At 59.5% G+C, this 22,721-nt stretch carries 21 protein-coding genes and 1 other RNA gene; 9 read left to right on the top strand and 13 right to left on the bottom strand.

Annotated features, from left to right (window positions below; genetic code table 11):
* The first annotated feature begins 72 nt into the window (after positions 1-72).
* The 5 genes from bglA to MKS11_RS01675 all read left to right on the top strand — a co-directional run bounded on the left by bglA (position 73) and on the right by MKS11_RS01675 (position 5,155).
* Positions 73-1,506, top strand: coding sequence for a 6-phospho-beta-glucosidase BglA (bglA, locus tag MKS11_RS01695; protein ID WP_004205314.1), 1,434 nt, complete (start codon positions 73-75; stop codon positions 1,504-1,506).
* A 124-nt stretch (positions 1,507-1,630) separates the two neighbouring features.
* On the top strand, positions 1,631-1,990 hold the full coding sequence (locus MKS11_RS01690) for a copper resistance protein (RefSeq protein ID WP_087770925.1): 360 nt from the start codon (positions 1,631-1,633) through the stop codon (positions 1,988-1,990).
* Positions 1,991-2,039: 49 nt separating this feature from the next.
* On the top strand, positions 2,040-4,049 hold the full coding sequence (locus MKS11_RS01685) for a protein-disulfide reductase DsbD (RefSeq protein WP_109938289.1): 2,010 nt from the start codon (positions 2,040-2,042) through the stop codon (positions 4,047-4,049).
* Position 4,050: 1 nt separating this feature from the next.
* On the top strand, positions 4,051-4,662 hold the full coding sequence (locus MKS11_RS01680; protein ID WP_017899795.1) for a DsbA family protein: 612 nt from the start codon (positions 4,051-4,053) through the stop codon (positions 4,660-4,662).
* Positions 4,652-5,155 carry a protein disulfide oxidoreductase gene (locus tag MKS11_RS01675; protein ID WP_004205308.1) on the top strand — a complete coding sequence of 168 codons (504 nt, stop codon included), beginning with the start codon at positions 4,652-4,654 and terminating at the stop codon, positions 5,153-5,155. Before MKS11_RS01680 ends, MKS11_RS01675 begins: the two co-directional genes overlap by 11 nt.
* A gap of 194 nt (positions 5,156-5,349) precedes the next feature.
* Here the strand turns inward: MKS11_RS01675 and MKS11_RS01670 are convergent, their stop codons facing one another.
* The 8 genes from MKS11_RS01670 to MKS11_RS01635 form a co-directional block, all read right to left on the bottom strand.
* The gene (locus MKS11_RS01670; RefSeq protein WP_043520930.1) at positions 5,350-6,093 is read right to left on the bottom strand and encodes an SDR family oxidoreductase; all 744 of its coding nucleotides are present in this window, start codon (positions 6,091-6,093) and stop codon (positions 5,350-5,352) included.
* A 61-nt stretch (positions 6,094-6,154) separates the two neighbouring features.
* Positions 6,155-9,028, bottom strand: coding sequence for an aminomethyl-transferring glycine dehydrogenase (gene gcvP / locus MKS11_RS01665; protein ID WP_087770926.1), 2,874 nt, complete (start codon positions 9,026-9,028; stop codon positions 6,155-6,157).
* 145 nt (positions 9,029-9,173) lie between these two features.
* Entirely contained in the window at positions 9,174-9,563 is a 390-nt protein-coding gene (gene gcvH, locus MKS11_RS01660) for a glycine cleavage system protein GcvH (RefSeq protein ID WP_002916479.1), read from the bottom strand.
* A 24-nt stretch (positions 9,564-9,587) separates the two neighbouring features.
* Positions 9,588-10,682, bottom strand: coding sequence for a glycine cleavage system aminomethyltransferase GcvT (gene gcvT, locus MKS11_RS01655; RefSeq protein ID WP_004205303.1), 1,095 nt, complete (start codon positions 10,680-10,682; stop codon positions 9,588-9,590).
* A 423-nt stretch (positions 10,683-11,105) separates the two neighbouring features.
* Complete coding sequence (gene ubiI / locus MKS11_RS01650) at positions 11,106-12,308, bottom strand: FAD-dependent 2-octaprenylphenol hydroxylase (RefSeq protein ID WP_017899791.1); 1,203 nt, start codon at positions 12,306-12,308, stop codon at positions 11,106-11,108.
* Positions 12,309-12,318: 10 nt separating this feature from the next.
* Positions 12,319-13,497 (bottom strand): 2-octaprenyl-6-methoxyphenyl hydroxylase, encoded by a 1,179-nt coding sequence (ubiH, locus tag MKS11_RS01645; RefSeq protein ID WP_043520932.1) that lies wholly within the window; start codon positions 13,495-13,497, stop codon positions 12,319-12,321.
* A complete protein-coding gene (gene pepP / locus MKS11_RS01640) occupies positions 13,494-14,810 on the bottom strand; it encodes a Xaa-Pro aminopeptidase (RefSeq protein ID WP_048295580.1) in 1,317 nt (438 codons plus the stop codon). Before pepP ends, ubiH begins: the two co-directional genes overlap by 4 nt.
* Before the next feature lie 23 nt (positions 14,811-14,833).
* Positions 14,834-15,412 (bottom strand): YecA family protein, encoded by a 579-nt coding sequence (locus MKS11_RS01635; protein ID WP_002916486.1) that lies wholly within the window; start codon positions 15,410-15,412, stop codon positions 14,834-14,836.
* A gap of 166 nt (positions 15,413-15,578) precedes the next feature.
* Here MKS11_RS01635 and zapA point away from each other — a divergent pair, with 166 nt between their 5' ends.
* The 3 genes from zapA (at position 15,579) to MKS11_RS01620 (ending at position 16,829) form a co-directional block, all read left to right on the top strand.
* Positions 15,579-15,908 carry a cell division protein ZapA gene (gene zapA / locus MKS11_RS01630; RefSeq protein WP_004205298.1) on the top strand — a complete coding sequence of 110 codons (330 nt, stop codon included), beginning with the start codon at positions 15,579-15,581 and terminating at the stop codon, positions 15,906-15,908.
* Between the two features lie 41 nt (positions 15,909-15,949).
* Positions 15,950-16,133, top strand: a non-coding RNA gene (gene ssrS / locus MKS11_RS01625) — 6S RNA.
* A 99-nt stretch (positions 16,134-16,232) separates the two neighbouring features.
* Positions 16,233-16,829, top strand: coding sequence for a 5-formyltetrahydrofolate cyclo-ligase (locus tag MKS11_RS01620; protein ID WP_048295581.1), 597 nt, complete (start codon positions 16,233-16,235; stop codon positions 16,827-16,829).
* Between the two features lie 83 nt (positions 16,830-16,912).
* Here MKS11_RS01620 and serA read toward each other — a convergent pair whose 3' ends face one another.
* Positions 16,913-18,145 (bottom strand): phosphoglycerate dehydrogenase, encoded by a 1,233-nt coding sequence (serA, locus tag MKS11_RS01615; RefSeq protein WP_043520934.1) that lies wholly within the window; start codon positions 18,143-18,145, stop codon positions 16,913-16,915.
* Positions 18,146-18,414: 269 nt separating this feature from the next.
* Positions 18,415-19,074: a ribose-5-phosphate isomerase RpiA gene (rpiA, locus tag MKS11_RS01610; protein ID WP_002916495.1), complete on the bottom strand. Its 660-nt coding sequence runs from the start codon at positions 19,072-19,074 to the stop codon at positions 18,415-18,417.
* Between the two features lie 167 nt (positions 19,075-19,241).
* Here rpiA and argP point away from each other — a divergent pair, with 167 nt between their 5' ends.
* A complete protein-coding gene (argP, locus tag MKS11_RS01605; RefSeq protein ID WP_002916497.1) occupies positions 19,242-20,135 on the top strand; it encodes a DNA-binding transcriptional regulator ArgP in 894 nt (297 codons plus the stop codon).
* 54 nt (positions 20,136-20,189) lie between these two features.
* Here the strand turns inward: argP and MKS11_RS01600 are convergent, their stop codons facing one another.
* The 3 genes from MKS11_RS01600 to MKS11_RS01590 form a co-directional block, all read right to left on the bottom strand.
* Complete coding sequence (locus MKS11_RS01600) at positions 20,190-20,957, bottom strand: oxidative stress defense protein (protein WP_004205295.1); 768 nt, start codon at positions 20,955-20,957, stop codon at positions 20,190-20,192.
* 89 nt (positions 20,958-21,046) lie between these two features.
* The gene (argO, locus tag MKS11_RS01595; protein WP_048295582.1) at positions 21,047-21,682 is read right to left on the bottom strand and encodes an arginine exporter ArgO; all 636 of its coding nucleotides are present in this window, start codon (positions 21,680-21,682) and stop codon (positions 21,047-21,049) included.
* A gap of 151 nt (positions 21,683-21,833) precedes the next feature.
* Entirely contained in the window at positions 21,834-22,691 is an 858-nt protein-coding gene (locus MKS11_RS01590) for a small-conductance mechanosensitive channel MscS (protein ID WP_017899785.1), read from the bottom strand.
* Positions 22,692-22,721: the final 30 nt, after the last annotated feature.

Genomic DNA, 22,721 nt, shown 5'->3' with positions numbered 1-22,721 from the left:
TTTGTTATATCGTGACATTCAATTTCACTTTGCTAGACTCGAGCGCAATAGTTATTAGAGAGATTAGCCAGGATGAAAAAATTAACCCTTCCGAAAGATTTTTTATGGGGCGGCGCGGTTGCCGCGCATCAGGTTGAAGGCGGCTGGGATCAGGGCGGCAAAGGCCCCAGCATCTGCGACGTGCTGACCGGCGGGGCGCACGGCGTGCCGCGTGAAATCACCCACCAGGTGGAAGCCGGCAAATATTACCCCAACCACCAAGCGGTCGATTTCTACGGCCGCTACAAAGAAGACATCAAACTGTTCGCCGAGATGGGCTTCAAATGCTTCCGCACCTCCATCGCCTGGACCCGCATCTTCCCGCAGGGTGACGAAACCCAGCCGAATGAAGAGGGACTGAAGTTCTACGACGACATGTTCGACGAGCTGCTGAAATACAACATCGAGCCGGTGATCACCCTCTCCCACTTCGAGATGCCCCTGCACCTGGTGCAGCAGTACGGCGGCTGGACCAACCGCAAAGTGGTCGATTTCTTTGTGCGCTTTGCCGAAGTGGTTTTCGAGCGCTATAAGCACAAAGTGAAATACTGGATGACCTTCAACGAGATCAACAACCAGCGCAACTGGCGCGCGCCGCTGTTCGGCTACTGCTGCTCCGGGGTGGTCTATACCGAGCATGACAATCCGGAAGAGACCATGTACCAGGTGCTGCACCATCAGTTCGTCGCCAGCGCGCTGGCGGTGAAAGCGGCGCGGCGCATCAACCCGGACATGCAGGTCGGCTGCATGCTGGCGATGGTCGCCCTCTACCCTTACTCCTGCAAACCGGAAGATGTCATGTTTGCCCAGGAGTCGATGCGCGAGCGCTACGTCTTTACCGACGTCCAACTGCGCGGTTACTACCCGAGCTATGTGCTGAATGAGTGGGAGCGCCGCGGCTTCAACATCAAGATGGAAGATGGCGATGCGCAGATCCTGCGCGAAGGCACTTGCGCTTACCTCGGCTTCAGCTACTACATGACCAACGCGGTGAAAGCCGAAGGCGGCACCGGCGACGCCATTTCCGGCTTCGAAGGCAGCGTGCCGAACCCGCACGTCAAAGCCTCCGACTGGGGCTGGCAGATTGACCCGGTCGGTCTGCGCTATTCCCTGTGTGAACTGTATGAGCGCTACCAGAAGCCGCTGTTTATCGTCGAGAACGGCTTTGGCGCCTACGATAAAGTCGAAGCCGACGGCAGCATCAACGATGACTACCGCATCGACTATCTGCGCGCCCACATCGAAGAGATGATCAAAGCGGTCACTTATGACGGCGTCGATCTGATGGGCTATACCCCATGGGGCTGCATCGACTGCGTCTCCTTCACTACCGGGCAGTACAGCAAACGCTACGGCTTCATCTACGTCAACAAACACGACGACGGCACCGGCGACATGTCCCGCTCGCGCAAGAAGAGCTTTAACTGGTACAAAGAAGTCATCGCCAGCAACGGCGAGAATCTGTAATTGACCGCCCTCTCCCGGCCGGGAGAGGGCAAATCGCTTATCTGCCAGACACTTCTTTACAGCTTTACCATTGCCAAAACGCGTTCGCCCGATAAGATAGGCCTCGTGAATATTTGAGGCGCTCATGATTAAGCGACAACGCAAAGCCATTCTTTTTGTCCTCCTGGCCTGTCTGGTGGTGCTGGTCTGCACCGCCCAGCGAATGGCCGGGATGCACGCGCTGGTCATGAACCTCACCGTCGACAGCCCGTCACTACAGCAAACCCAGGATAAAGCCGACGCGCCGGTCACGCCGTGCGAACTCAGCGCCAAGTCGCTGATGGCCGTCCCGCCGATGCTGTTTGAAGGGGCGCTGTTGGCTATCACCCTGCTGCTGGCGGTGCTGGCGGCGATCCCGCCGCGTATCGAGCGCCAGTGGCCTCCCCGCGTTATCTCCCCGCCCCGATTGCGGGTGCATCTGCGATTATGCGTCTTCCGTGAGTGACTGATTTTCCTGACAGTTCAGGTTAATTCATCATTTATGGAGCAAATTTATGTCTATGTTATTCAGGCGACTACTGGTCTGCCTGCTTTGGCTATGGCTGCCCGTCAGTCAGGCCGCCGACAGCGGCTGGCTACGCGCCGCCGACAATCAACACGCCAGCGTCCGCCTGCGGGCGCAAACCGAGAGCAATGGCGATACCCGCCTGCTTTTAGACGTGGCGCTGGAAAAGGGCTGGAAAACCTACTGGCGCTCGCCGGGGGAAGGCGGCATCGCGCCGGCTATCGCCTGGCACACGCCGCTGGAGGTTGACTGGCGCTGGCCGACGCCGCAGCGCTTCGACGTCGCGGGCATTTCCACTCAGGGCTATCACGGTGACGTCAGCTTCCCGATGACGCTGCGCGGGAAGATACCACCGACGCTCAGCGGCGTACTGACGTTATCCACCTGCAGCAATGTCTGCATTCTTACTGACTATCCCTTTTCGCTGGATATGACGGCCCCGCCAGGGGAGGGTTTTGGCTACGATTTCACCCGCGCGATGGGCACGCTGCCGCTGGGCGATGGTCTGACTTCGCAGCTGACCGCCAGCTACGTCAGCGGCAAACTGACGGTGACCGCTCGCCGCGATGCCGGCTGGCAGCAGCCAGCGCTGTTTATCGACAGCATGGAGGATGTCGATTTCGGCAAGCCGAGCTTTACCAGCCGCGGCGATACGCTGACCGCCACCATACCGGTCACCGATAGCTGGGGCGAAGCGGCACCGGATCTGCGCGGTAAAACCTTGTCGCTGGTGCTGGCGGATAGCGGCCAGGCGCAGGAAAGCCAGATCGCCATCAGCGCCGGCAGCGCCGCGCCGGAGCTGACGTTAGGCTGGGTGCTGCTGATGGCGTTGGCCGGGGGGCTTATCCTCAATGTGATGCCTTGCGTGCTGCCAGTGCTGGCCATGAAGCTCGGCTCGCTGGTGCAAACCGAACATCGCGAACGCGGCGCGGTACGCCGACAGTTCCTCGCTTCGGCGTGCGGGATCGTCGTCTCGTTCCTGGCACTGGCGCTGATGATGACCGCGCTACGCCTGGGTAATCAGGCGCTCGGCTGGGGGATCCAGTTCCAGAGCCCGTGGTTTATCGGCGCCATGGCGCTGGTGATGATCCTGTTCAGCGCCAGTCTGCTGGGGCTGTTCGAAATCCGCCTCTCCTCCAGCGCCAGTACCTTCCTCGCCACCCGCGGCGGCAACGGCTTAATGGGCCATTTCTGGCAGGGCACCTTCGCCACCCTGCTGGCGACCCCCTGCACCGCGCCGTTCCTTGGCACCGCCGTGTCGGTGGCGCTGGTGGCGCCTCTGCCGCTGCTGTGGGGCATTTTCTTCGCCATGGGGATCGGCATGAGCCTGCCGTGGCTGCTGATCGTTGCCTGGCCGGGGCTGGCGCAACGACTGCCACGTCCCGGCCGCTGGATGAATCATCTGCGCGTACTGCTGGGGCTAATGATGCTTGGTTCAGCGCTATGGCTGGTCAGCCTGCTGACGATCCACATCGGCCGTACGCCGGTGCTTACCCTGCTGGTAATTCTGTCCATCGCCCTGCTAGTGGCCACCGCCTGGCGCTACCGCTGGCGGACGGCGCTGCGCGCGGGCGCCCTGGCCATCGTGGTGGCGGGCGCCGTCGCCTTAGTCTCCCGATCTGACGGCGAGGGCCCGCGCCGCGACCGGGTTAACTGGCAGCCGCTCAGCGAGCAGGCTATCGCCAGCGCCCTGGCGGAACATAAGCGGGTGTTTATTGATGTCACCGCCGACTGGTGCGTGACCTGTAAAGCCAATAAATACAACGTGCTGCTGCGCGATGACGTCCAGCAGGCGCTGTTAGCGCCGGACGTGGTCGCCCTGCGCGGCGACTGGAGCCGCCCCTCCGCCACGATTAGTCAGTTTTTAACCACTCGCGGCAGCGCCGCTGTGCCGTTTAACCAGATTTACGGACCGGGATCGCCGCAGGGAGAGATCCTGCCTGCGCTGTTAGATCGCGAACACCTTCTCGCCACCCTGTCCGTCGCCCAAGGAAAATAACATGAGAGCTATCACCGCCTTATTGCTGCTGTGCATATCCGCCTTCAGCTTCGCCGCCCCGGCGGAAGAACCACAAGCAAACGCTAATGACCAGCTGGCGCAGCTGCTGTTTAACGATCCGAACAGCCCGCGCACCGGCGCGAAAGCGCCAAAACTGACGATCGTCTCGTTTACCGATTACAACTGCCCTTACTGCAAACAGTTTGATCCGCTGCTGGAAAAAATCGTCCACGATAACCCGGACATTCAGCTGATCGTTAAGCTGCTGCCGTTCAAGGGGCAAAGTTCGGTCAATGCCGCCAAAGCGGCGCTATCGACCTGGCGCCAGCAGCCCGATAAGTTCTGGGCGCTGCATCAGCGGCTGATGGCGAAAAAAGGCTATCACGATGACGCCAGCATCGCCGCGGCGCAGAAGAAAACCGCCACCGATAGTGTAAATATCGATGACAAGACCATGGATTCGCTGAAGATGAACCTGATTTTGTCGCAGGTGCTGAATATTCAGGGCACCCCGGCGACCATCATCGGCGATCAGATGGTGGCCGGCGCGATCCCTGCTGATGAGCTGGAGGGGCTGGTGAAAGAGCAGCTGGCGAAAGCCCGTGGCCAGTAAAATCAGGCGCTGGCTGCGCGAGCTGGCGGTGTGGCTGCTGATTGGCGCGGCGGTGAGCCTGGCGGTGGATTATTTTCGCCAGCCCGCGCTGCCGCAAAACGTCAGCGCCACATCGCTGCACGCCCTCGACGGCAGGACGGTGGATCTGAACGCCATGAGCCAGCAAAAGCCGCTGCTGCTGTACGTTTGGGCCACCTGGTGCGGAGTTTGTCGCTACACCACGCCGTCGGTGGCATCGCTTGCCGCCGACGGCGGCAATGTGCTGACGGTGGCCCTGCGCTCCGGCGATAACGCCGCGCTGGAGACGTGGCTTGCCAGAAAGAAACTGACGCTGCCGACGGTAAATGACCCGAGCGGCCAGCTGGCGCGGCAGTGGGATATTCGGGTGACGCCAACGCTGGTGGTGATTTATCGAGGCGAGGTGAAGTCGGTTACCACCGGCTGGACCAGCAGTTGGGGAATGCGCCTGCGGCTGTGGCTGGCCTCCTGGTAGGCCGCCGGGTTACCCGGCTCGCGCTGCGCTTAGCCGGGCTACGGGTACTGAGGCTGTGGCCGGCCTCCTGTTAGACCGTCGGGCTTTAGCGGTTTTTATGCCGGGTGGCGGCTACGCCTTACCCGGCCTACCATTCGGCTTTGACCCCGTAGGGCCGGCAAGCGCAGCGCCGCCGGGCAATAGACATCTACGGGTTATTTCCCGCCCGCCAGTTCAAGGAAGCTACCCGTCACATACGACGCTTTGTCGCTCAGCAGCCAGGCAATGGCCTGAGCGACCTCTTCCGGCTGGCCGCCGCGCTGCATCGGTAGCGAACCTTTCACTCGATCCACGCGCCCCGGTTCACCGCCGGAGGCGTGCATTTCGGTATAAATCAGCCCCGGACGGACGCCGTTGACCCGGATCCCCTGCGCCGCCACCTCCAGCGCCAGCCCGGTGGTCAGGGTATCTACCGCCCCTTTCGACGCGGCATAGTCAACGTACTCCCCCGGCGCGCCAAGGCGCGACGCCGCCGACGACACGTTAACTATCGCCCCGCCCTTACCGCCATGCCGATGCGCCATGCGCTTGACCGCCTCGCGGCAGCAGAGGAAATAGCCGGTGACGTTGGTCGCCAGCACGCGGTTAATGCGCTCGGCGCTCAGGCTCTCCACCGTACACTGGGTAAAGAGGATCCCGGCGTTGTTGACCAGCGCCGTCAGCGGCTCGCCCATGCGGTCAATCGCCTCAAACATCGCCATCACCTGCGCTTCATCGCTGATGTCCGCCCGCAGCGCCGTGGCTTTGCCGCCAGACGCCAAAATGGTATTCACCACCTCGGTGGCGGCGTTAATGTTGTGATGGTAATTGACCGCCACGGTATACCCTTCCTGCGCCAGCAGCAGCGCCGTCGCCCGGCCTATTCCGCGGCTCGCGCCGCTTATCAGAGCGATTCCCATACCTTCCCTCCAAAAAATAAAGGCGCCGCAGCGCCTTTAAAAGTATAGATAATACGCAAACTTACTGGTATTCGCTCATCGGTACGCAGGAGCAGAACAGGTTGCGGTCGCCGTACACATCGTCCAGACGTTTCACCGTCGGCCAGTACTTGTTGTGCAACCCAGCCGGGAATACCGCCAGCTCGCGGCTGTACGGATGGTTCCACTCGCCCACCAGCTCGCCCTGGGTGTGCGGTGCGTTCACCAGCGGGTTGTCTTCCAGCGGCCATTCACCGGCTTTGACGCGGTCGATTTCAGCGCGGATCGCCAGCATCGCGTCGATAAAGCGGTCCAGCTCCACTTTGCTTTCCGATTCCGTCGGCTCAACCATCAGCGTACCCGCTACCGGGAAGGACATGGTTGGCGCATGGAAGCCAAAGTCGATCAGACGCTTGGCGATATCCAGTTCGCTAATGCCGGTCTCTTCTTTCAGCGGACGAATATCGAGAATACATTCGTGCGCCACGCGACCATCGCGACCGGTGTAGAGCACCGGGTAGGCGTCTTTCAGACGGGTGGCGATGTAGTTGGCGTTAAGGATCGCGTTCTGGCTCGCCTGCTTCAGCCCTTCCGCGCCCATCATGCGAATATACATCCAGCTGATCGGCAGGATGGACGCGCTGCCGAACGGCGCGGCGGAAACCGCGCCCTGACGGGTCAACATCCCTTCAATCTGCACCACGCTGTGACCCGGCACGAACGGCGCCAGGTGCGCTTTCACGCCGATTGGGCCCATACCCGGGCCGCCGCCGCCGTGCGGAATGCAGAACGTTTTATGCAGGTTGAGGTGCGAAACGTCGGCGCCGATATAGCCCGGAGAGGTGATCCCGACCTGGGCGTTCATGTTAGCGCCGTCAAGGTAAACCTGGCCGCCGAACTGGTGCACGATCTCGCACACTTCGCGAATGGTCTCTTCATATACGCCGTGGGTCGACGGATAGGTGACCATGATGCAGGAGAGATTCGCCCCCGCCTGCTCTGCTTTTTCACGCAGGTCAGCGAGATCGATATTGCCGTTTTTGTCGCACGCAACCACCACCACCTGCATACCCGCCATCTGCGCGGAAGCCGGGTTGGTGCCGTGCGCGGAGCTTGGGATCAGGCAGATATCGCGATGGCCTTCGTTGCGGCTCTCGTGATAGTGGCGAATCGCCAGCAGGCCAGCATATTCGCCCTGCGCGCCGGAGTTCGGCTGCATGCAGACGGCGTCATAGCCGGTCAGTTTCACCAGCCAGTCGGAGAGCTGTGCGATCATCTGGTGATACCCTTCCGCCTGCTCGACCGGGCAGAACGGGTGCAGCTCAGCGAATTCCGGCCAGGTGATCGGGATCATCTCCGCCGCGGCGTTCAGCTTCATGGTGCAGGAACCCAGCGGGATCATCGCCTGGTTCAGCGCCAGATCTTTACGCTCCAGGGCGTGCATGTAGCGCATCATCTCGGTCTCGCTGTGGTAGCGGTTGAACACCGGATGGGTGAGGATCGCATCGTCGCGCAGCATCGCCGCCGGGATGGAACGGCTGTCCAGCGCCACATCTTTATCCAGGGTATCGATGTCCAGACCATGATCGTCGCCGACGATGGCGCGGAACAGGTTGAGCACGTCTTCGCGGGTGGTCGCTTCGTCGAGCGTAATGCCCACCGCGCCATGAATATCGCTGCGCAGGTTAATCTGCAGGGCTTCGGCACGCGCCAGCACCGCGGCTTTATCCGCCACTTCCACGCACAGGGTGTCGAAGTAGTGAGCATGGCGCAGCTTCAGCCCTTTCTTCTGCAGGCCGTCGGCCAGAATGTCGGTCAGGCGATGTATGCGGCCTGCGATACGTTTCAGACCCGCCGGGCCGTGGAAAACCGCGTACAAGCTGGCGATGTTGGCCAGCAGCACCTGCGAGGTACAAATGTTGGAGTTCGCTTTCTCGCGGCGGATGTGCTGTTCGCGAGTCTGCATTGCCATGCGCAGCGCGGTGTTACCCGCCGCATCTTTCGATACGCCGATAATCCGGCCCGGCATGGAGCGTTTGAATTCATCTTTCGCCGCGAAGAAGGCCGCGTGCGGGCCGCCGTAGCCCATCGGCACGCCGAAGCGTTGGGCGGAGCCGAAGACGATATCCGCGCCCTGCTTGCCCGGCGCCGTCAGCAGCACCAGCGTCATAAAGTCGGCGGCGACGCTGACTATCACTTTGCGCGCTTTCAGCTCGGCGATCAGTTTGCTGTAATCGTGGATTTCGCCGGTGGTGCCCACCTGCTGCAGCAGCACGCCGAAGACATCCTGGTGATCGAGCACTTTGTCGGCGTCATCGACGATCACGTCGAAGCCGAAGGTTTCCGCACGGGTGCGCACCACGTCCAGGGTTTGCGGATGGACATCGGCGGCAACGAAGAAGCGGTTGGCTTTTTTCAGTTTGCTGACGCGTTTGGCCATCGCCATCGCTTCGGCGGCGGCGGTCGCTTCATCGAGCAGCGAAGCGGAAGCGATATCCAGCCCGGTGAGATCGAGAGTGACCTGCTGGAAGTTGAGCAGCGATTCCAGGCGGCCCTGGGAGACTTCCGGCTGGTAAGGGGTATAGGCGGTATACCAGCCCGGATTTTCCAGCATGTTGCGCTGAATAACCGGCGGCAGCTGCACGGCGGTGTAGCCCATGCCGATGTAAGACTTGAAGCGCTTGTTGCGACCGGCGATCGCCTTCAGCTCTGCCAGCGCGGCGAATTCGGTTGTCGCGTCGCCCACCTGCGGTGGGGTCGCCAGCTGGATATCCTGCGGCACAATCTGGCCGATCAGGGCGTTAAGCGAATCCGCGCCGACGGTCTTCAGCATCTCTTGCTGCTGCTGAGCGTCCGGGCCAATGTGACGTTCAATAAAGGCGTCGCGGTTTTCAAGCTGACTTAAAGTCTGAGTCATGAGCGATGGTTCCTGAAACGTGCGGTGAATCGTGATTGTCTGACTGGTTTGCCCGGCAAGCGCTGATGCTTACCGGGCCGGAATACGCAAAATCATTCGCGCGGCAGGAAGCCAACGCCCCTGCAGCGTGAAGGATGACGCGTATTTATTCGTCTTCTAACAGAGCTTCATAGGCGGCGGCATCCAGCAGCGCGGCAACCTGCGCTTCGTCGCTGGCTTTGATCTTGAAGATCCAGCCGTCGGTGTACGGGTCGCTGTTGACCAGTTCCGGCGAGTCGTTCAGCTCTTCGTTAACGGCAACGATTTCACCGCTAATCGGGGCATAAATATCAGAAGCCGCTTTCACGGATTCGGCAACCGCGCAATCGGCGCCCGCTTCGACGGTGGCGCCCACTTCCGGCAGATCAACGAATACCATATCGCCCAGCAGCTCCTGCGCATGCTCGGTGATCCCGACGGTATAGGTGCCGTCCGCTTCTTTACGCAGCCATTCGTGTTCTTTGCTGTATTTCAGTTCTGCTGGTACGTTGCTCATCAATTCATCTCCAAAAAAGGGAAATCACACAATGGCTTTGCCATTGCGTACAAAACCAGGTTTAGTCACTTTTACCGGCATTTCACGGTTACGAATTTGCACCACCGCGGTGTCGCCAATCCCGGCCGGCACGCGAGCCAGCGCGATGCTGTAGCCCAGCGTCGGCGAGAAGGTGCCGCTGGTGATAATGCCTTCTTTTTGGTTACCATCGCTATCGGTAAAGCGCACCGGCAGGCCGCCGCGCAGGACGCCTTTCTCAGTCATCACCAGGCCAACCAGCTGTTCGGTGCCCTTTTCACGCTGCATCTCCAGCGCTTCGCGACCGATAAAGTTACGATCCGCCGGTTCCCAGGCAATAGTCCAGCCCATATTCGCCGCCAGCGGAGAGACGCCTTCGTCCATCTCCTGGCCATACAGGTTCATTCCGGCCTCCAGGCGCAGGGTATCGCGCGCGCCGAGACCGCATGGCTTAACGCCAGCGTCCAGCAGACCGCGCCAGAAATCCGCCGCCTGCTCGTTCGGCATGGCGATTTCATAGCCCGCTTCGCCGGTATAGCCTGTGGTGGCGATAAACAGCTCGCCGGCCTGCACGCCGAAGAACGGCTTCATACCTTCCACGGCCTGACGCTGCGCGTCGGTAAACAGCGTCGCCGCCTTCGCTTTCGCCTGCGGACCCTGGACCGCGATCAGCGACAGATCGTCGCGGACGATGATTTCGAGGCCGTAGGGTTCAGCTTGTTCGGAAATCCAGGCGAGGTCTTTTTCGCGGGTGGCGGAGTTAACAACGAGGCGGAAATAATCTTCAGAGAGGAAATAGACAATCAGGTCGTCGATGACGCCGGCGGAGGCGGTCAGCATGCCGGTGTAGAGCGCTTTGCCTGGGGTGGTGAGCTTCGCCACGTCGTTGGCCAGCAAATAGCGCAAGAACTCTCTGGTCCGGCTGCCATGGAAATCAACGATGGTCATATGCGACACATCGAACATGCCTGCGTCGCCGCGCACCGCATGGTGCTCATCAATCTGGGATCCGTAATGCAGCGGCATCATCCAGCCATGGAAATCCACCATGCGCGCGCCGCACAGCGTGTGTTGTTCATACAACGGAGTCTGTTGAGCCATCTTTTCCTCATCGAATAAAAACGGAACCAGCCACAAGATTGTCGGCGATTTTTCGCCACGAAATCGGGTGTCGGCATCGCTGACGAACGCCGACGCAAACGTTCTCTTTTGCCTGAACTTACCACCGAACCCGGCACTAAACCATAAGCTCATTCAGGGCATCACATTAGCTTATGACTAAAATCCGCCGAAAAGCCTACAGAGTTATTGACTGGAAAAAAGCGATTTATGCCACATAAAATTAACATTAAGGCGGCACTGATTAGGGAATGATGGTGTTTTGTGCGATTTTATCGTCCTAATTTCTTTAACAAAAAAAAGGACGCATTAATAAATCTAATGCGAAAAAAGAGGTGAAATTAGAATATTTCAAATGAGGGGGAAAACCCGGCGCGCAGGCCGGGTGAAAGAAGTGTGACGCGGTTAACGTAACCAGGCAGGCAGATCGTTGAGGCCCATCGCCTGGCGAATCAGCTGCGGTTTCACGCCCGGCAGCGTATCGGCCAGTTTCAGCCCCATGTCGCGGATGAATTTCTTCGCCGGATGGCTACCGGAAAACATGTCGCGGAAGCCCTGCATGCCCGCCAGCATCAGCGCGGCGCTGTGCTTGCGGCTACGCTCGTAGCGGCGCAGATAAAGATGCTGGCCGATATCCTTGCCCTGGGCGTGCAGGCGCTTCAGTTCGTCAATAAGCTCGGCGGCATCCATAAAGCCGAGATTGACGCCCTGCCCGGCCAGCGGGTGGATGGTATGCGCGGCATCGCCGACCAGCGCCAGGCGGTGGGCGGCGAACTGGCGGGCATAGCGGCCGGTCAGCGGGAAGACTTCACGTGCGCTTTCCAGCTGGCAGAGGCCAAGGCCATTATCGAAGGCGATATTCAACGCCTGATTAAAGGTGGCTTCATCAGCCTCCTGCATCCGCTGCGCCTCCGCCGGCGACAGCGACCAGACGATCGAGCACAGATGCGGATCGCAGAGCGGCAGGAAGGCGAGGATCCCGTCGCCATGGAACGCCTGGCGGGCCACCGCCTGATGCGGCTCAGCGGTACGGATGGTCGCCACCAGCGCATGATGATGGTAATCCCAGAAAGTCAGCGGAATATCGGCTTTATTGCGCAGCCATGAATTGGCACCATCGGCGCCGATCACCAGCCGCGCGGTGAGCATGCTGCCGTCCTGCAGGCTGAGAAAGGCTTCATTCTCGCCCCACGCCACCTGCTGCAGTTGCGCAGGCGCCAGCAGGGTGACGTCGGCGCAGCGCTGCGCCTTCTGCCACAGCGCATAATGCACCACAGCGTTTTCAATAATGTGGCCCAGATGGCTGAAGCCCATGCTCTGGTCATCAAAGCTAATGCGGCCGAAGCTGTCTTTGTCCCACACTTCCATTCCGTGATAGCAGCTGGCGCGCTGGGCGACGATCTCTGACCAGACGCCGATGCGGGTCAGTAGCTTTTCGCTGGCGGCGTTAATTGCCGACACGCGCAGCGCCGGCGGCGCATCGGCGGCCAGCGGCTGCGGCTCCGCTTTCTCCAGCACCGCGACGCGCAGGCCGCTGCCCTGTAAACCGCAGGCTACCGCCAGCCCCACCATTCCACCGCCAACAATGGCAACATCAACACTTTGCACGTTCTACTCCTTAACGGGGAACCCAACCGAGGGTACGCTGCGCCAGCGCATCGCGCGCCGGGGTAAATAATTCCATGGCCATCAGACCGACATTGCGCCCCGCCACCAGCGGCGTCCAACGGTTGGCAAACAGATGCACCAGCCCATCGGTCACGCCGATGGTGGCGGCTTTATCCCCTGCCCTGCGCGCCTGATAGCGACACAGCAGCGGATAATGGCCGACATCTTCGCCGCTGAGATGGGCGTCAGCGAGCAACTCCGCCAGGCTCATCACATCGCGCAGGCCGAGATTAAAGCCCTGCCCGGCAATCGGGTGCAGCGTCTGCGCCGCGTTGCCGACCAGCGCCAGGCGGTGCGACACCGCGCGGCTGGCGGTGGTGAGAGCCAGCGGATAGACGCTGCGCTTCCCGGCGTGAGTAATGCGCCCCAGCCGCCAGCCGAACGCCTGCTGCAGCTCCTGACAAAAACGTTCGTCAGACCAGCTCAGCACCTCATCGCGGCGCGACTGCGGATGACACCACACCAGCGAGCAGCGCCCTTGCGACATCGGCAGCATCGCCAGCGGGCCATGCTCGGTAAAACGTTCGAACGCGCGGCCTTCGTGGGGCAGCGCGGTGCTCACGTTGGCGATAATCGCCAGTTGCTCATAGGGCTGCTGTTGCCAGCTGATGCCGCAGCGGGCGCCCAGCGACGAACGCGAACCGTCCGCCGCCACCAGCAGCTTACCGCTGATCGTTTCGCCCCCCTCAAGGGTAAGGCTGACGCTCTCCTGGCGACGGCTGACCGCTTCCACTTTCGCCGGGCAATGTAGCGTCACGCCCGGTGCCTCGCGCAGCAGGCTAAACAGTCGCTGGCCGACATCGTGGAGTTCAACCACCTGACCCAGCGCCGACAGGCTATAATCCGCCGCCGCCAGATTCACAAAACCAGCATGGCCGCGGTCGCTGACGTGTACCCGCTGGATAGGCGTCGCCCGCTCGGCGAGACGTTGCCAGACGCCGATGCGCGCCAGTTGCTGGCAGGTGCCGGCGGCCAGGGCGATCGCCCGGTCGTCGAAGCCGGGATGGCGAGCCGACTGGGGATCCTGCGCCTCAATCAGATGGACCGGCAGCGCGCCGCCGGTCATACGGGAGATGGCCAGGGCGAGCGTCGCGCCGGTCATCCCGCCGCCGACAATCAGCACGCTCATGACTGGCGCGCCGCCGCCATCAGCGCCTCGATCTCATCCGCCTTCTTCACCACGCTGGCGGTGAGATTTTCGTTGCCGTCTTCAGTAATCACGATGTCATCTTCAATACGAATGCCGATGCCGCGATACTGCGCCGGTACGTCGGCGTCGGCGGCGATATACAGCCCCGGCTCGACGGTCAGCACCATTCCCGGTTCCAGGACGCGCGAACGGTCGGTGTCGTAATTACCGACATCGTGCACATCCAGCCCCAGCCAGTGGCTCAGACCGTGCATAAAGTACGGGCGGTGGGCGTTGTTGGCGATCAGCTCGTCAACCTCGCCTTTGAGGATCCCGAGCCGCACCAGGCCGGTGATCATGATGCGCACCACTTCCTGATTCACCTGGCAGATTGAGGTGCCCGGGCGGTAGAGTTCCAGCGCGGTCTCCAGCGATTCCAGCACGATATCGTAGATTTCGCGCTGCGGCTGGCTGAATTTGCCGTTCACCGGGAAGGTGCGGGTAATGTCGCCGGCGTAGCCGCGATACTCGCAGCCGGCGTCAATCAACACCAGATCGCCGTCGCGCAGTTCAGATTCATTTTCGGTGTAGTGCAGAATGCAGCCGTTTTCGCCGCCGCCAACGATGGTGTTATAGGAGGGGAAACGCGCGCCGTGGCGATTGAATTCATGAAGAATTTCGCCTTCCAGCTGATACTCGAACATGCCTGGGCGGCATTTTTCCATCGCCCGGGTATGGGCCAGAGCGCTAATTTCACCGGCGCGGCGCATCACGGCCAGCTCTTCCGCCGATTTGAACAGGCGCATCTCATGCACAATGGGCCGCCAGTCGATGACCGAGTTCGGCGCCTGCAGGTTCTGGCGCGAGCCTTTGCGAAGTTTTTCGAGGGCGTTGAACACAATCTGATCGGCATAGGCATATTCGCCCTGGGCGAAATAGATAGCGTCCAGACCGTTGAGCAGCTGATACAGCTGCTGGTTGATTTCGCTGAACGCCAGCGCCCGGTCAACGCCAAGCTTCGCCGGCGCGGCTTCCTGGCCCAGACGGCGACCGAACCAGATCTCAGCGGTCAGATCGCGAACCCGGTTGAACAGCACGCTATGGTTGTGGGTTTCATCGCTTTTAATCAACACCAGCAGCGCTTCCGGTTCGTTGAAGCCGGTGAAGTACCAAAAATCGCTGTTCTGCCGGTAGGGATATTCCGAATCTGCACTGCGCACCGCTTCCGGTGCGGCGAAAATCAGCGCCGCGCTGCCTGGCTGCATCTGCGCCAACAGCGCCTGGCGACGCGAGAGAAATTCCTGCTGAGTCATGACGCCCCCTGAACGAATTTTAGTTAGTGTAATGTCGGTTTGCGGACTTCCGGTGCGGTTGGCTGCTGACGCGCAAAGGTGTCGTGGCACAGCAGTGCGGCAACGCGGACATACTCGATAATCTCCTCCAGAGACATCTCCAGCTCTTCCTGATCTTCGTCTTCATCGTAGCCTAGCTGGGCAATATTACGCAGATCGTCAATCGCTTCCCCGGTTTCGTCTTTCACTTTATCCAGCTTCGGCTGGCTCACGCCAAGGCCAAGAAGGAAGTGGTTGACCCAGCCGGCGAGAGCGTCGGCGCGATCAAAGACGCTCACCGCATCGCCTTCCGGCAGATACAGTTGAAAGAGGAAGCCGTCGTCATCCAGTGAGTCGCTGATGGCGGAATGCATGTTACGCAGCGCCTGGGCCAGCTCATGGCCGAAGGCGAGACCTTCGTTGGTCAGGTCGTGCACCAGCGGCTGCCAGCTGCTGTCCGTGTTGCCGCCGCACAGCAATCCGCTGATCAAACCGTGCATCTCGGCCGGGGTAAGCCCTACCCCTTGTTGGTTCAGTAACTGGTCTACATCGTTGTAACCAGGCATTTCGTTCTGTATAGACATGCGCATTCGTCATCGTTGGGAGGAATATTCATGGTATGCTACCACTTTGGACCCTGGTGAACCAGAATAGGGCTTGTATCTTCGCACCAGGGTAGCTATAGTGTCGCCCCTTCGCAGACCCGGGTCAGGGTGTGAAGGCAGCGCAGTCAATCAGCAGGAAGGTGGCATGTCTGCACAACCCGTAGATCTCCAAATTTTCGGCCGTTCACTGCGAGTGAATTGCCCGCCTGAACAAAGGGATGCCCTGAATCAGGCAGCTGAAGACCTTAATCAGCGGTTGCAAGATTTAAAAGAACGCACTAGAGTCACAAATACTGAGCAGCTGGTCTTCATCGCCGCGTTGAACATCAGCTATGAGTTGACTCAGGAAAAAGCGAAGACCCGCGACTACGCTTCCAGCATGGAGCAGCGCATTCGCATGCTTCAGCAGACCATCGAGCAAGCATTGCTTGAGCAAGGTCGCATAAGCGAAAGACCAGGGTCGAAGTTTGAATAACACTTTGCAGTTAACTGTGTTAGAGTAACTCCAGGAACAAAATTTCTCTGAGATGTTTGCAAGCGGGCCAGTCCCCTGAGCCGATATTTCATACCACAAGAATGTGGCGCTCCACGGTTGGTGAGCATGCTCGGTCCGTCCGAGAAGCCTTAAAACCGTGACGACACATTCACCTTGAACCAAGGGTTCAAGGGTTACAGCCTGCGGCGGCATCTCGGAGATTCCCTTCCTCACTTCGCATTATTTCCCCACACCTGTTTTCGGCTGACGCCGCACTGTATTACACTGCTTTCTATTGTTTCGCCTGCTCGCCATGAGACCTGCATGACCCTACAGCCCGATACCCTGCTTTCCCGCCAGCATATTCGCCAGCAGATCCGCGAGCGTCGACGCGCGCTCAGCCCTGAGCAACAGCGGCAGTTTGCCCTGCAGGCCGCAGAGCGAATGATGGCCTGGCCGCCGGTGGTTCTCGCCCACACCGTGGCGCTGTTTCTCTCCTTTGACGGCGAGCTGGACACCCAACCGCTGATTGACCAGCTCTGGCGGGCCGGCAAGCGGGTGTATCTCCCGGTGCTGCATCCGTTTAGCCACGGTAACCTGTTGTTTTTACATTACCATCCGCAGAGCGAACTGATAGTGAATCGCCTGAAGATCCGTGAACCGAAGCTCGACGTGCGCGACGTGCTGCCGCTCGCTGATCTCGATGTGTTGGTCACCCCGCTGGTGGCCTTCGATGCCGGCGGACAACGGCTGGGGATGGGTGGAGGTTTTTACGACCGGACGCTGCAAAACTGGCAGCAGTATCGCCTGCAGCCGGTGGGCTACGCGCACGACTGCCAGCAGGTGGACACCCTGCCGAGCGAAGAGTGGGATATCCCGCTGCCGGCGGTGATCACCCCGGGCAAAACCTGGTGTTGGTAGGTACGTGGGGAGAAGAATTTCTGCCTGGAAGGTGTTAACAAAAAAACGGGCAGGCACGCGACCTGCCCGAGAGGCAAAAATGGTTAGAACAGCAGACGGGCGCGGATAGTCCCCGGGATCGCTTTCATCGCCTGCAGCGCCTGCTGGGCAACATCTTCTTCCGCTTCGATATCAATAACCACGTAACCCATCTGCGGCGACGTTTGCAGATACTGGGCGGCAATATTGATGCTCTGCGCGGCGAAGATCTGGTTGATGGCGGTCAGGACGCCCGGCCGGTTCTCATGGATGTGCAGCAGACGGCGTCCACCGTGCAGCGGCAGAGAAACTTCCGGGAAGTTGACCGCCGACAGGGTAGACCCGTTGTCAGAGTACTTCGCCAGCTTGCCGGCCACTTCCAGACCGATGTTCTCCTGCGCTTCCTGAGTGGAGCCACCGATATGCGGCGTCAGGATCACGTTATCAAACTCGCACAGCGGCGAAGTGAAGGGGTCGCTGTTGGTCGCGGGTTCGGTCGGGAAGACGTCGATCGCCGCCCCGGCCAGATGCTTACTCGCCAGCGCATCGCATAGCGCCGGAATATCCACCACGGTACCACGGGAGGCGTTGATCAGCAGCGCGCCCGGCTTCATCAGCGCCAGCTCTTCCGCGCCCATCATATTTTTGGTGGAGGCGTTTTCCGGCACGTGCAGGCTAACCACATCACTCATGTTCAGCAGGTCGGAGAGATGCTGTACCTGAGTGGCGTTGCCCAGCGGCAGTTTGTTTTCAATATCATAGAAGAAGACATGCATCCCCAGCGATTCCGCCAGAATGCCGAGCTGGGTGCCGATGTGGCCGTAACCGATAATCCCCAGTTTCTTGCCGCGCGCTTCAAAGCTCCCCACCGCCAGCTTATTCCATACGCCGCGATGCGCCTTGGCGTTGGCTTCCGGCACGCCGCGCAGCAGCAGCAGCAGCTCACCGATCACCAGCTCGGCCACCGAACGGGTATTGGAGAATGGCGCGTTAAACACCGGAATACCGCGTTTCGCGGCGGCGTCCAGATCGACCTGGTTGGTACCGATGCAGAAGCAGCCGACGGCAACCAGTTTTTCCGCCGCGGCGAAAATCTCTTCAGTCAGGTGGGTACGGGAACGCAGGCCGATGAAATGGGCATCACGGATCGACGCTTTCAGCTGTTCGGAATCCAGCGCGCCTTTATGAAATTCAATGTTGGTGTAACCTGCCGCGCGAAGGCTATCGATTGCCTTTTGATGCACACCTTCAACCAGCAGAAATTTAATCTTGTCTTTTTCCAGTGATACCTTAGCCATTTCCCCGTCCTGTTTTGTCTTAACTGATGTCGTGCTGAACGAAAGTTCGTCTCAGCAACATATCAAAAAAAACTATCGCGGCAATATGAACGTTTGCGTCGCTGTCCTGAAGAAATGCCATTCAGAAGGAAATGGCAGGACAAAACACCAGAAAGATAATGAACGGTAGCGCGTTAATCAGAATGGTTGCACAAATGTGACAGAAGTCACTAAATTGCGCCAGGTGAAAAAATATTTGCGAGGGAGCCGGTTGGCTCCCTGCGGACAGACTATTTTACGATGGTTTTCACACCGTCAGCGGTGCCGATCAGCGCCACGTCGGCGCCGCGGTTGGCGAACAGCCCCACGGTCACGACGCCAGGAATGCCGTTAATCGCGTTTTCCAGCGCGATAGCATCGAGAATTTCCAGGCCGTGCACGTCAAGGATCACGTTGCCGTTATCGGTCACCACGCCCTGACGGTATTCCGGACGGCCGCCCAACTTGACCAGCTGGCGCGCCACGGCGCTGCGCGCCATCGGAATGACCTCAACCGGCAGCGGGAATTTACCCAGAATATCGACCTGCTTGGAGGCATCGGCGATGCAGATAAATTTATCCGCTACCGAGGCGATGATCTTCTCACGGGTCAGCGCCGCGCCGCCGCCTTTGATCATCTGCATGTGGCCGTTGATCTCATCCGCGCCGTCAACGTAGATCCCCAGGCGATCGACGCTGTTGAGATCGAAGACGGTGATCCCGAGGCTTTTCAGCTTCTCGGTGGAGGCATCGGAGCTGGAAACCGCCCCTTCGATTTGCCCCTTCATGGTGCCCAGCGCGTCAATAAAATGGGCCGCCGTCGAGCCGGTGCCTACGCCCACAATGGTCCCTGGCTGTACGTATTGCAGCGCCGCCCAACCTACCGCTTTTTTCAGTTCATCCTGCGTCATAATTATGGTCCGAGATGTGAATGCCTGTGGCGCATTATAGAACATCGACAGTGGAAATGTCCCTGCGATGCAGATCACACAACAGAGCAGACCAATTTCGTCTGTATCAAATAAAAATTTATGTCATAGTGCGAGATAACGATTAGTTATGGGGGCACGCCAGAATAATGAAACGACCGGACTACAGGACACTACAAGCGCTGGACGCGGTGATTAGAGAACGAGGATTTGAGCGCGCCGCGCAGAAGCTATGTATTACCCAGTCCGCCGTCTCACAGCGTATTAAGCAACTGGAAAATATGTTCGGCCAGCCGCTGCTGGTACGTACCGTGCCGCCGCGCCCAACCGAGCAAGGGCAAAAATTGCTGGCGCTGTTGCGCCAGGTTGAACTGCTGGAGGAAGAGTGGCTGGGGGACGAGCAGACTGGCTCCACGCCGCTGCTGCTGTCGCTGGCGGTGAACGCCGACAGTCTGGCGACCTGGCTGCTGCCGGCGCTGGCTAATGTGCTGTCGGACTCCCCTATTCGTCTCAACCTGCAGGTGGAAGATGAAACCCGCACCCAGGAACGCCTGCGCCGTGGCGAAGTGGTCGGCGCGGTAAGTATCCAGCCGCAGGCGCTGCCAAGCTGCCTGGTGGATCAGCTCGGCGCGCTCGATTACCTGTTTGTCGCCTCAAAAGAGTTTGCGCAACGCTATTTCCCCAACGGCGTAACGCGCTCGGCGCTGCTGAAAGCGCCGGTCGTCGCTTTCGATCATCTGGATGATATGCATCAGGCATTTCTGCAGCAAAACTTCGACCTGCCGCCGGGTAGCGTCCCCTGCCATATCGTCAACTCGTCGGAAGCCTTCGTCCAGCTGGCGCGCCAGGGCACCACCTGCTGCATGATCCCCCATCTGCAGATCGAAAAAGAGCTCAACAGCGGCGAGCTTATCGACCTCACTCCCGGCCTGTTTCAGCGCCGTATGCTTTACTGGCACCGCTTTGCCCCGGAAAGCCGCATGATGCGCCGGGTGACCGATGCGCTCATCGACTACGGCCACAAGGTGCTGCGTCAGGATTAAGCCGCGGGCATAAAAAAAGCCACTTCGCTGAAGTGGCTTTTTTGTTTCTATCGCTTACTGGGCCGGTTTCGGCGCTTCAGCCGGTTTCGCCGGCGTGGCCGGGGCCGCAGCCTGCGCCGGCTGCAGTTCAAACACGACGTCGACCTGGTCGTCAAACTGGATTGTGGCCTGCTCGTAGGTTTCCTGGGCGGAAACCGGCGCAGCGTCAGCGGCCTTCATCATGCGAACCATCGGGCTCGGCTGATAATTAGAGACGTGGTAGCGCACGCTGTACACCGGACCCAGCTTGCTGTGGAAACCTGCGGCCAGCTCCTGCGCCTGATGCACGGCGTCGTCGATCGCCGCTTTACGCGCTTTATCTTTGTAGGCGTCCGGTTGCGCAACGCCCAGCGAGACGGAGCGAATTTCGTTCAGACCGGCTTTCAGGGCGCCGTCCAGCAGACCGTTGAGTTTATCCAGCTGGCGCAAGGTCACTTCGACAGTGCGCACCGCGCGGTAGCCTTTCAGAATGCTTTTCCCGTTCTGATAGTCGTAATCAGGTTGGGTGCGCAGATTCGCCGAGTTGATGTCTTTTTTCGCAATGCCGCTCTTTTCGAGGAAAGAGAGGTATTGCGCAACGCGATCGTCAGCCTGTTTTTTTGCCGATGCGGCATCTTTTGCCGCCACGTTCACTTCGATCGCCAGGGTGGCGATATCCGGAACCGCAGCAACGCTTGCTGTGCCTGAAGTCACAATATGCGGACCGTCCGGCAATTCGCTGGCCTGTGCCGCCATCGTGCTAAATCCGAGTGTTGCCGCCAGGGCTAAGACTTTTAACTTCACTGTCGTTTCTCCATGTTACTTAAATCGCCCTTACGGGACGCATGCCAGCAAGCTTAGCGCGTACAGCGGGAAAGTCCATCGGACAACGCTTAGTTGAGCAACGCCTGGATATGGCCGACGCCCTCTTTTGCCAGCTGAAACGCAATAAACCACATGACGGCGCCGACCACAATGTTGATGATCCGCTGGGCTCCGGCGGTACGCAGCCGCGGCGCCAGCCATGCGGCCAACAGCGCCAGACCAAAGAACCACAGGAAAGAGGCGCTAATGGTTCCCAGCGCAAACCAGCGCTTCGGCTCCATCGCCAGCTGGCCTCCCAGGCTGCCCAACACCACAAAGGTATCCAGATAAACGTGCGGATTCAGCCAGGTGACCGCCAGCATAGTGATAATGATTTTCCAGCGCCCCTGCTGCATCACCTCGGCGCTGGCGAGCTCAAGATTCTGGCTGAACGCTGTTTTCAATGCGCCAAAGCCGTACCACAGTAAAAAGGCCACGCCGCCCCAGGTCACGAGCGCCAGTAGCCAGGGGGACTGCATCAGCAGCGCGCTGCCGCCAAAAATGCCGGCGCAGATCAGCAGCAAGTCGCTGACGGCGCACAGCAAGGCAATCATCAGGTGATACTGACGACGGATCCCCTGGTTCATCACGAAAGCATTTTGGGGGCCAAGCGGCAAAATCATTGCCGCCCCCAGGGCAAGGCCCTGAAAGTAATAGGTAAACATGAGGATTTTTCCGCTGTGTTCGAGAGTGGCGCTGACTATAACGCGAATAAATTATTAGCGGAAATTGAAAGTATTAATCATTAATAAGCAAAGCTAATAATGAGCCATTAAAAAAGGCCGGCATCGCCGGCCTGAGTCACTGAGTGGCGGTTTACTCGGCTTTTTCCGGCAGACGCACCACATGAACATCCATCTGCGGATAAGGGAAGCTGATGCCGTTGGCGTCAAATTCACGCTTGATGCGCTCGAGGATATCCCAGTAGACGTTTTGCAGATCGCTGCTTTTGCTCCAGACGCGCACCACAAAGTTCACCGACGAGGCGCCGAGTTCGTTCAGGCGAACCGTCATTTCCCGATCGCGCAGAATACGATCGTCAGATTCGATAATCGAGGTCAGGAGCTGCTTCACCTTGTCGATATCGGCATCGTAAGAGACGCCGATAATAAACTCATTGCGGCGCGCCGGTTCACGGGAGAAGTTAATGATGTTGCCGGCGATGATTTTGCCGTTCGGTACCACCACCACTTTACCGTCGGCGGTACGCAGGGTAGTGGAGAAAATCTGTACGTTAAGCACCGTACCCGCTACACCACCAAGGTCGACATATTCGCCGGCGCGGAAAGGGCGGAACATCACCAGCAGTACGCCAGCCGCGAGGTTAGACAGTGATCCCTGCAGCGCCAGACCGACGGCTAAACCCGCGGCGCCCAGCACCGCAATGACCGAGGCGGTCTGCACGCCCACGCGTCCCAGGGCGGCAATCAGCGTAAAGGCGATAACCGCATAGCGCACCAGCGCGGAGAGGAAATCGGCAACGGTGGCGTCAATTTTACGCGCCAGCATCAGGCGGTTGACGGTATTAGAGACGACGCGCGCCACGATCATCCCGACGATCAGGATAGCGATAGCCGCGACGATGTTGACGGCATAGCTCAGCAGCAGCTCCTGGTTGCGTGCCAGCCACGTTCCGGCGTGGTTGATGCTATCGACAACGTTCAAATCTTCCATTTAACATTCCTTATGAATCCCCCAGGGGGA

This window comes from Klebsiella sp. K5-45 (assembly GCF_030128605.1).
In the GTDB taxonomy this organism is placed as follows: Bacteria; Pseudomonadota; Gammaproteobacteria; order Enterobacterales; family Enterobacteriaceae; genus Klebsiella; species Klebsiella quasipneumoniae.
The sequence above is the reverse complement of the archived record's forward strand: the minus strand, read 5'-3'. Positions and strand labels throughout refer to the sequence as shown.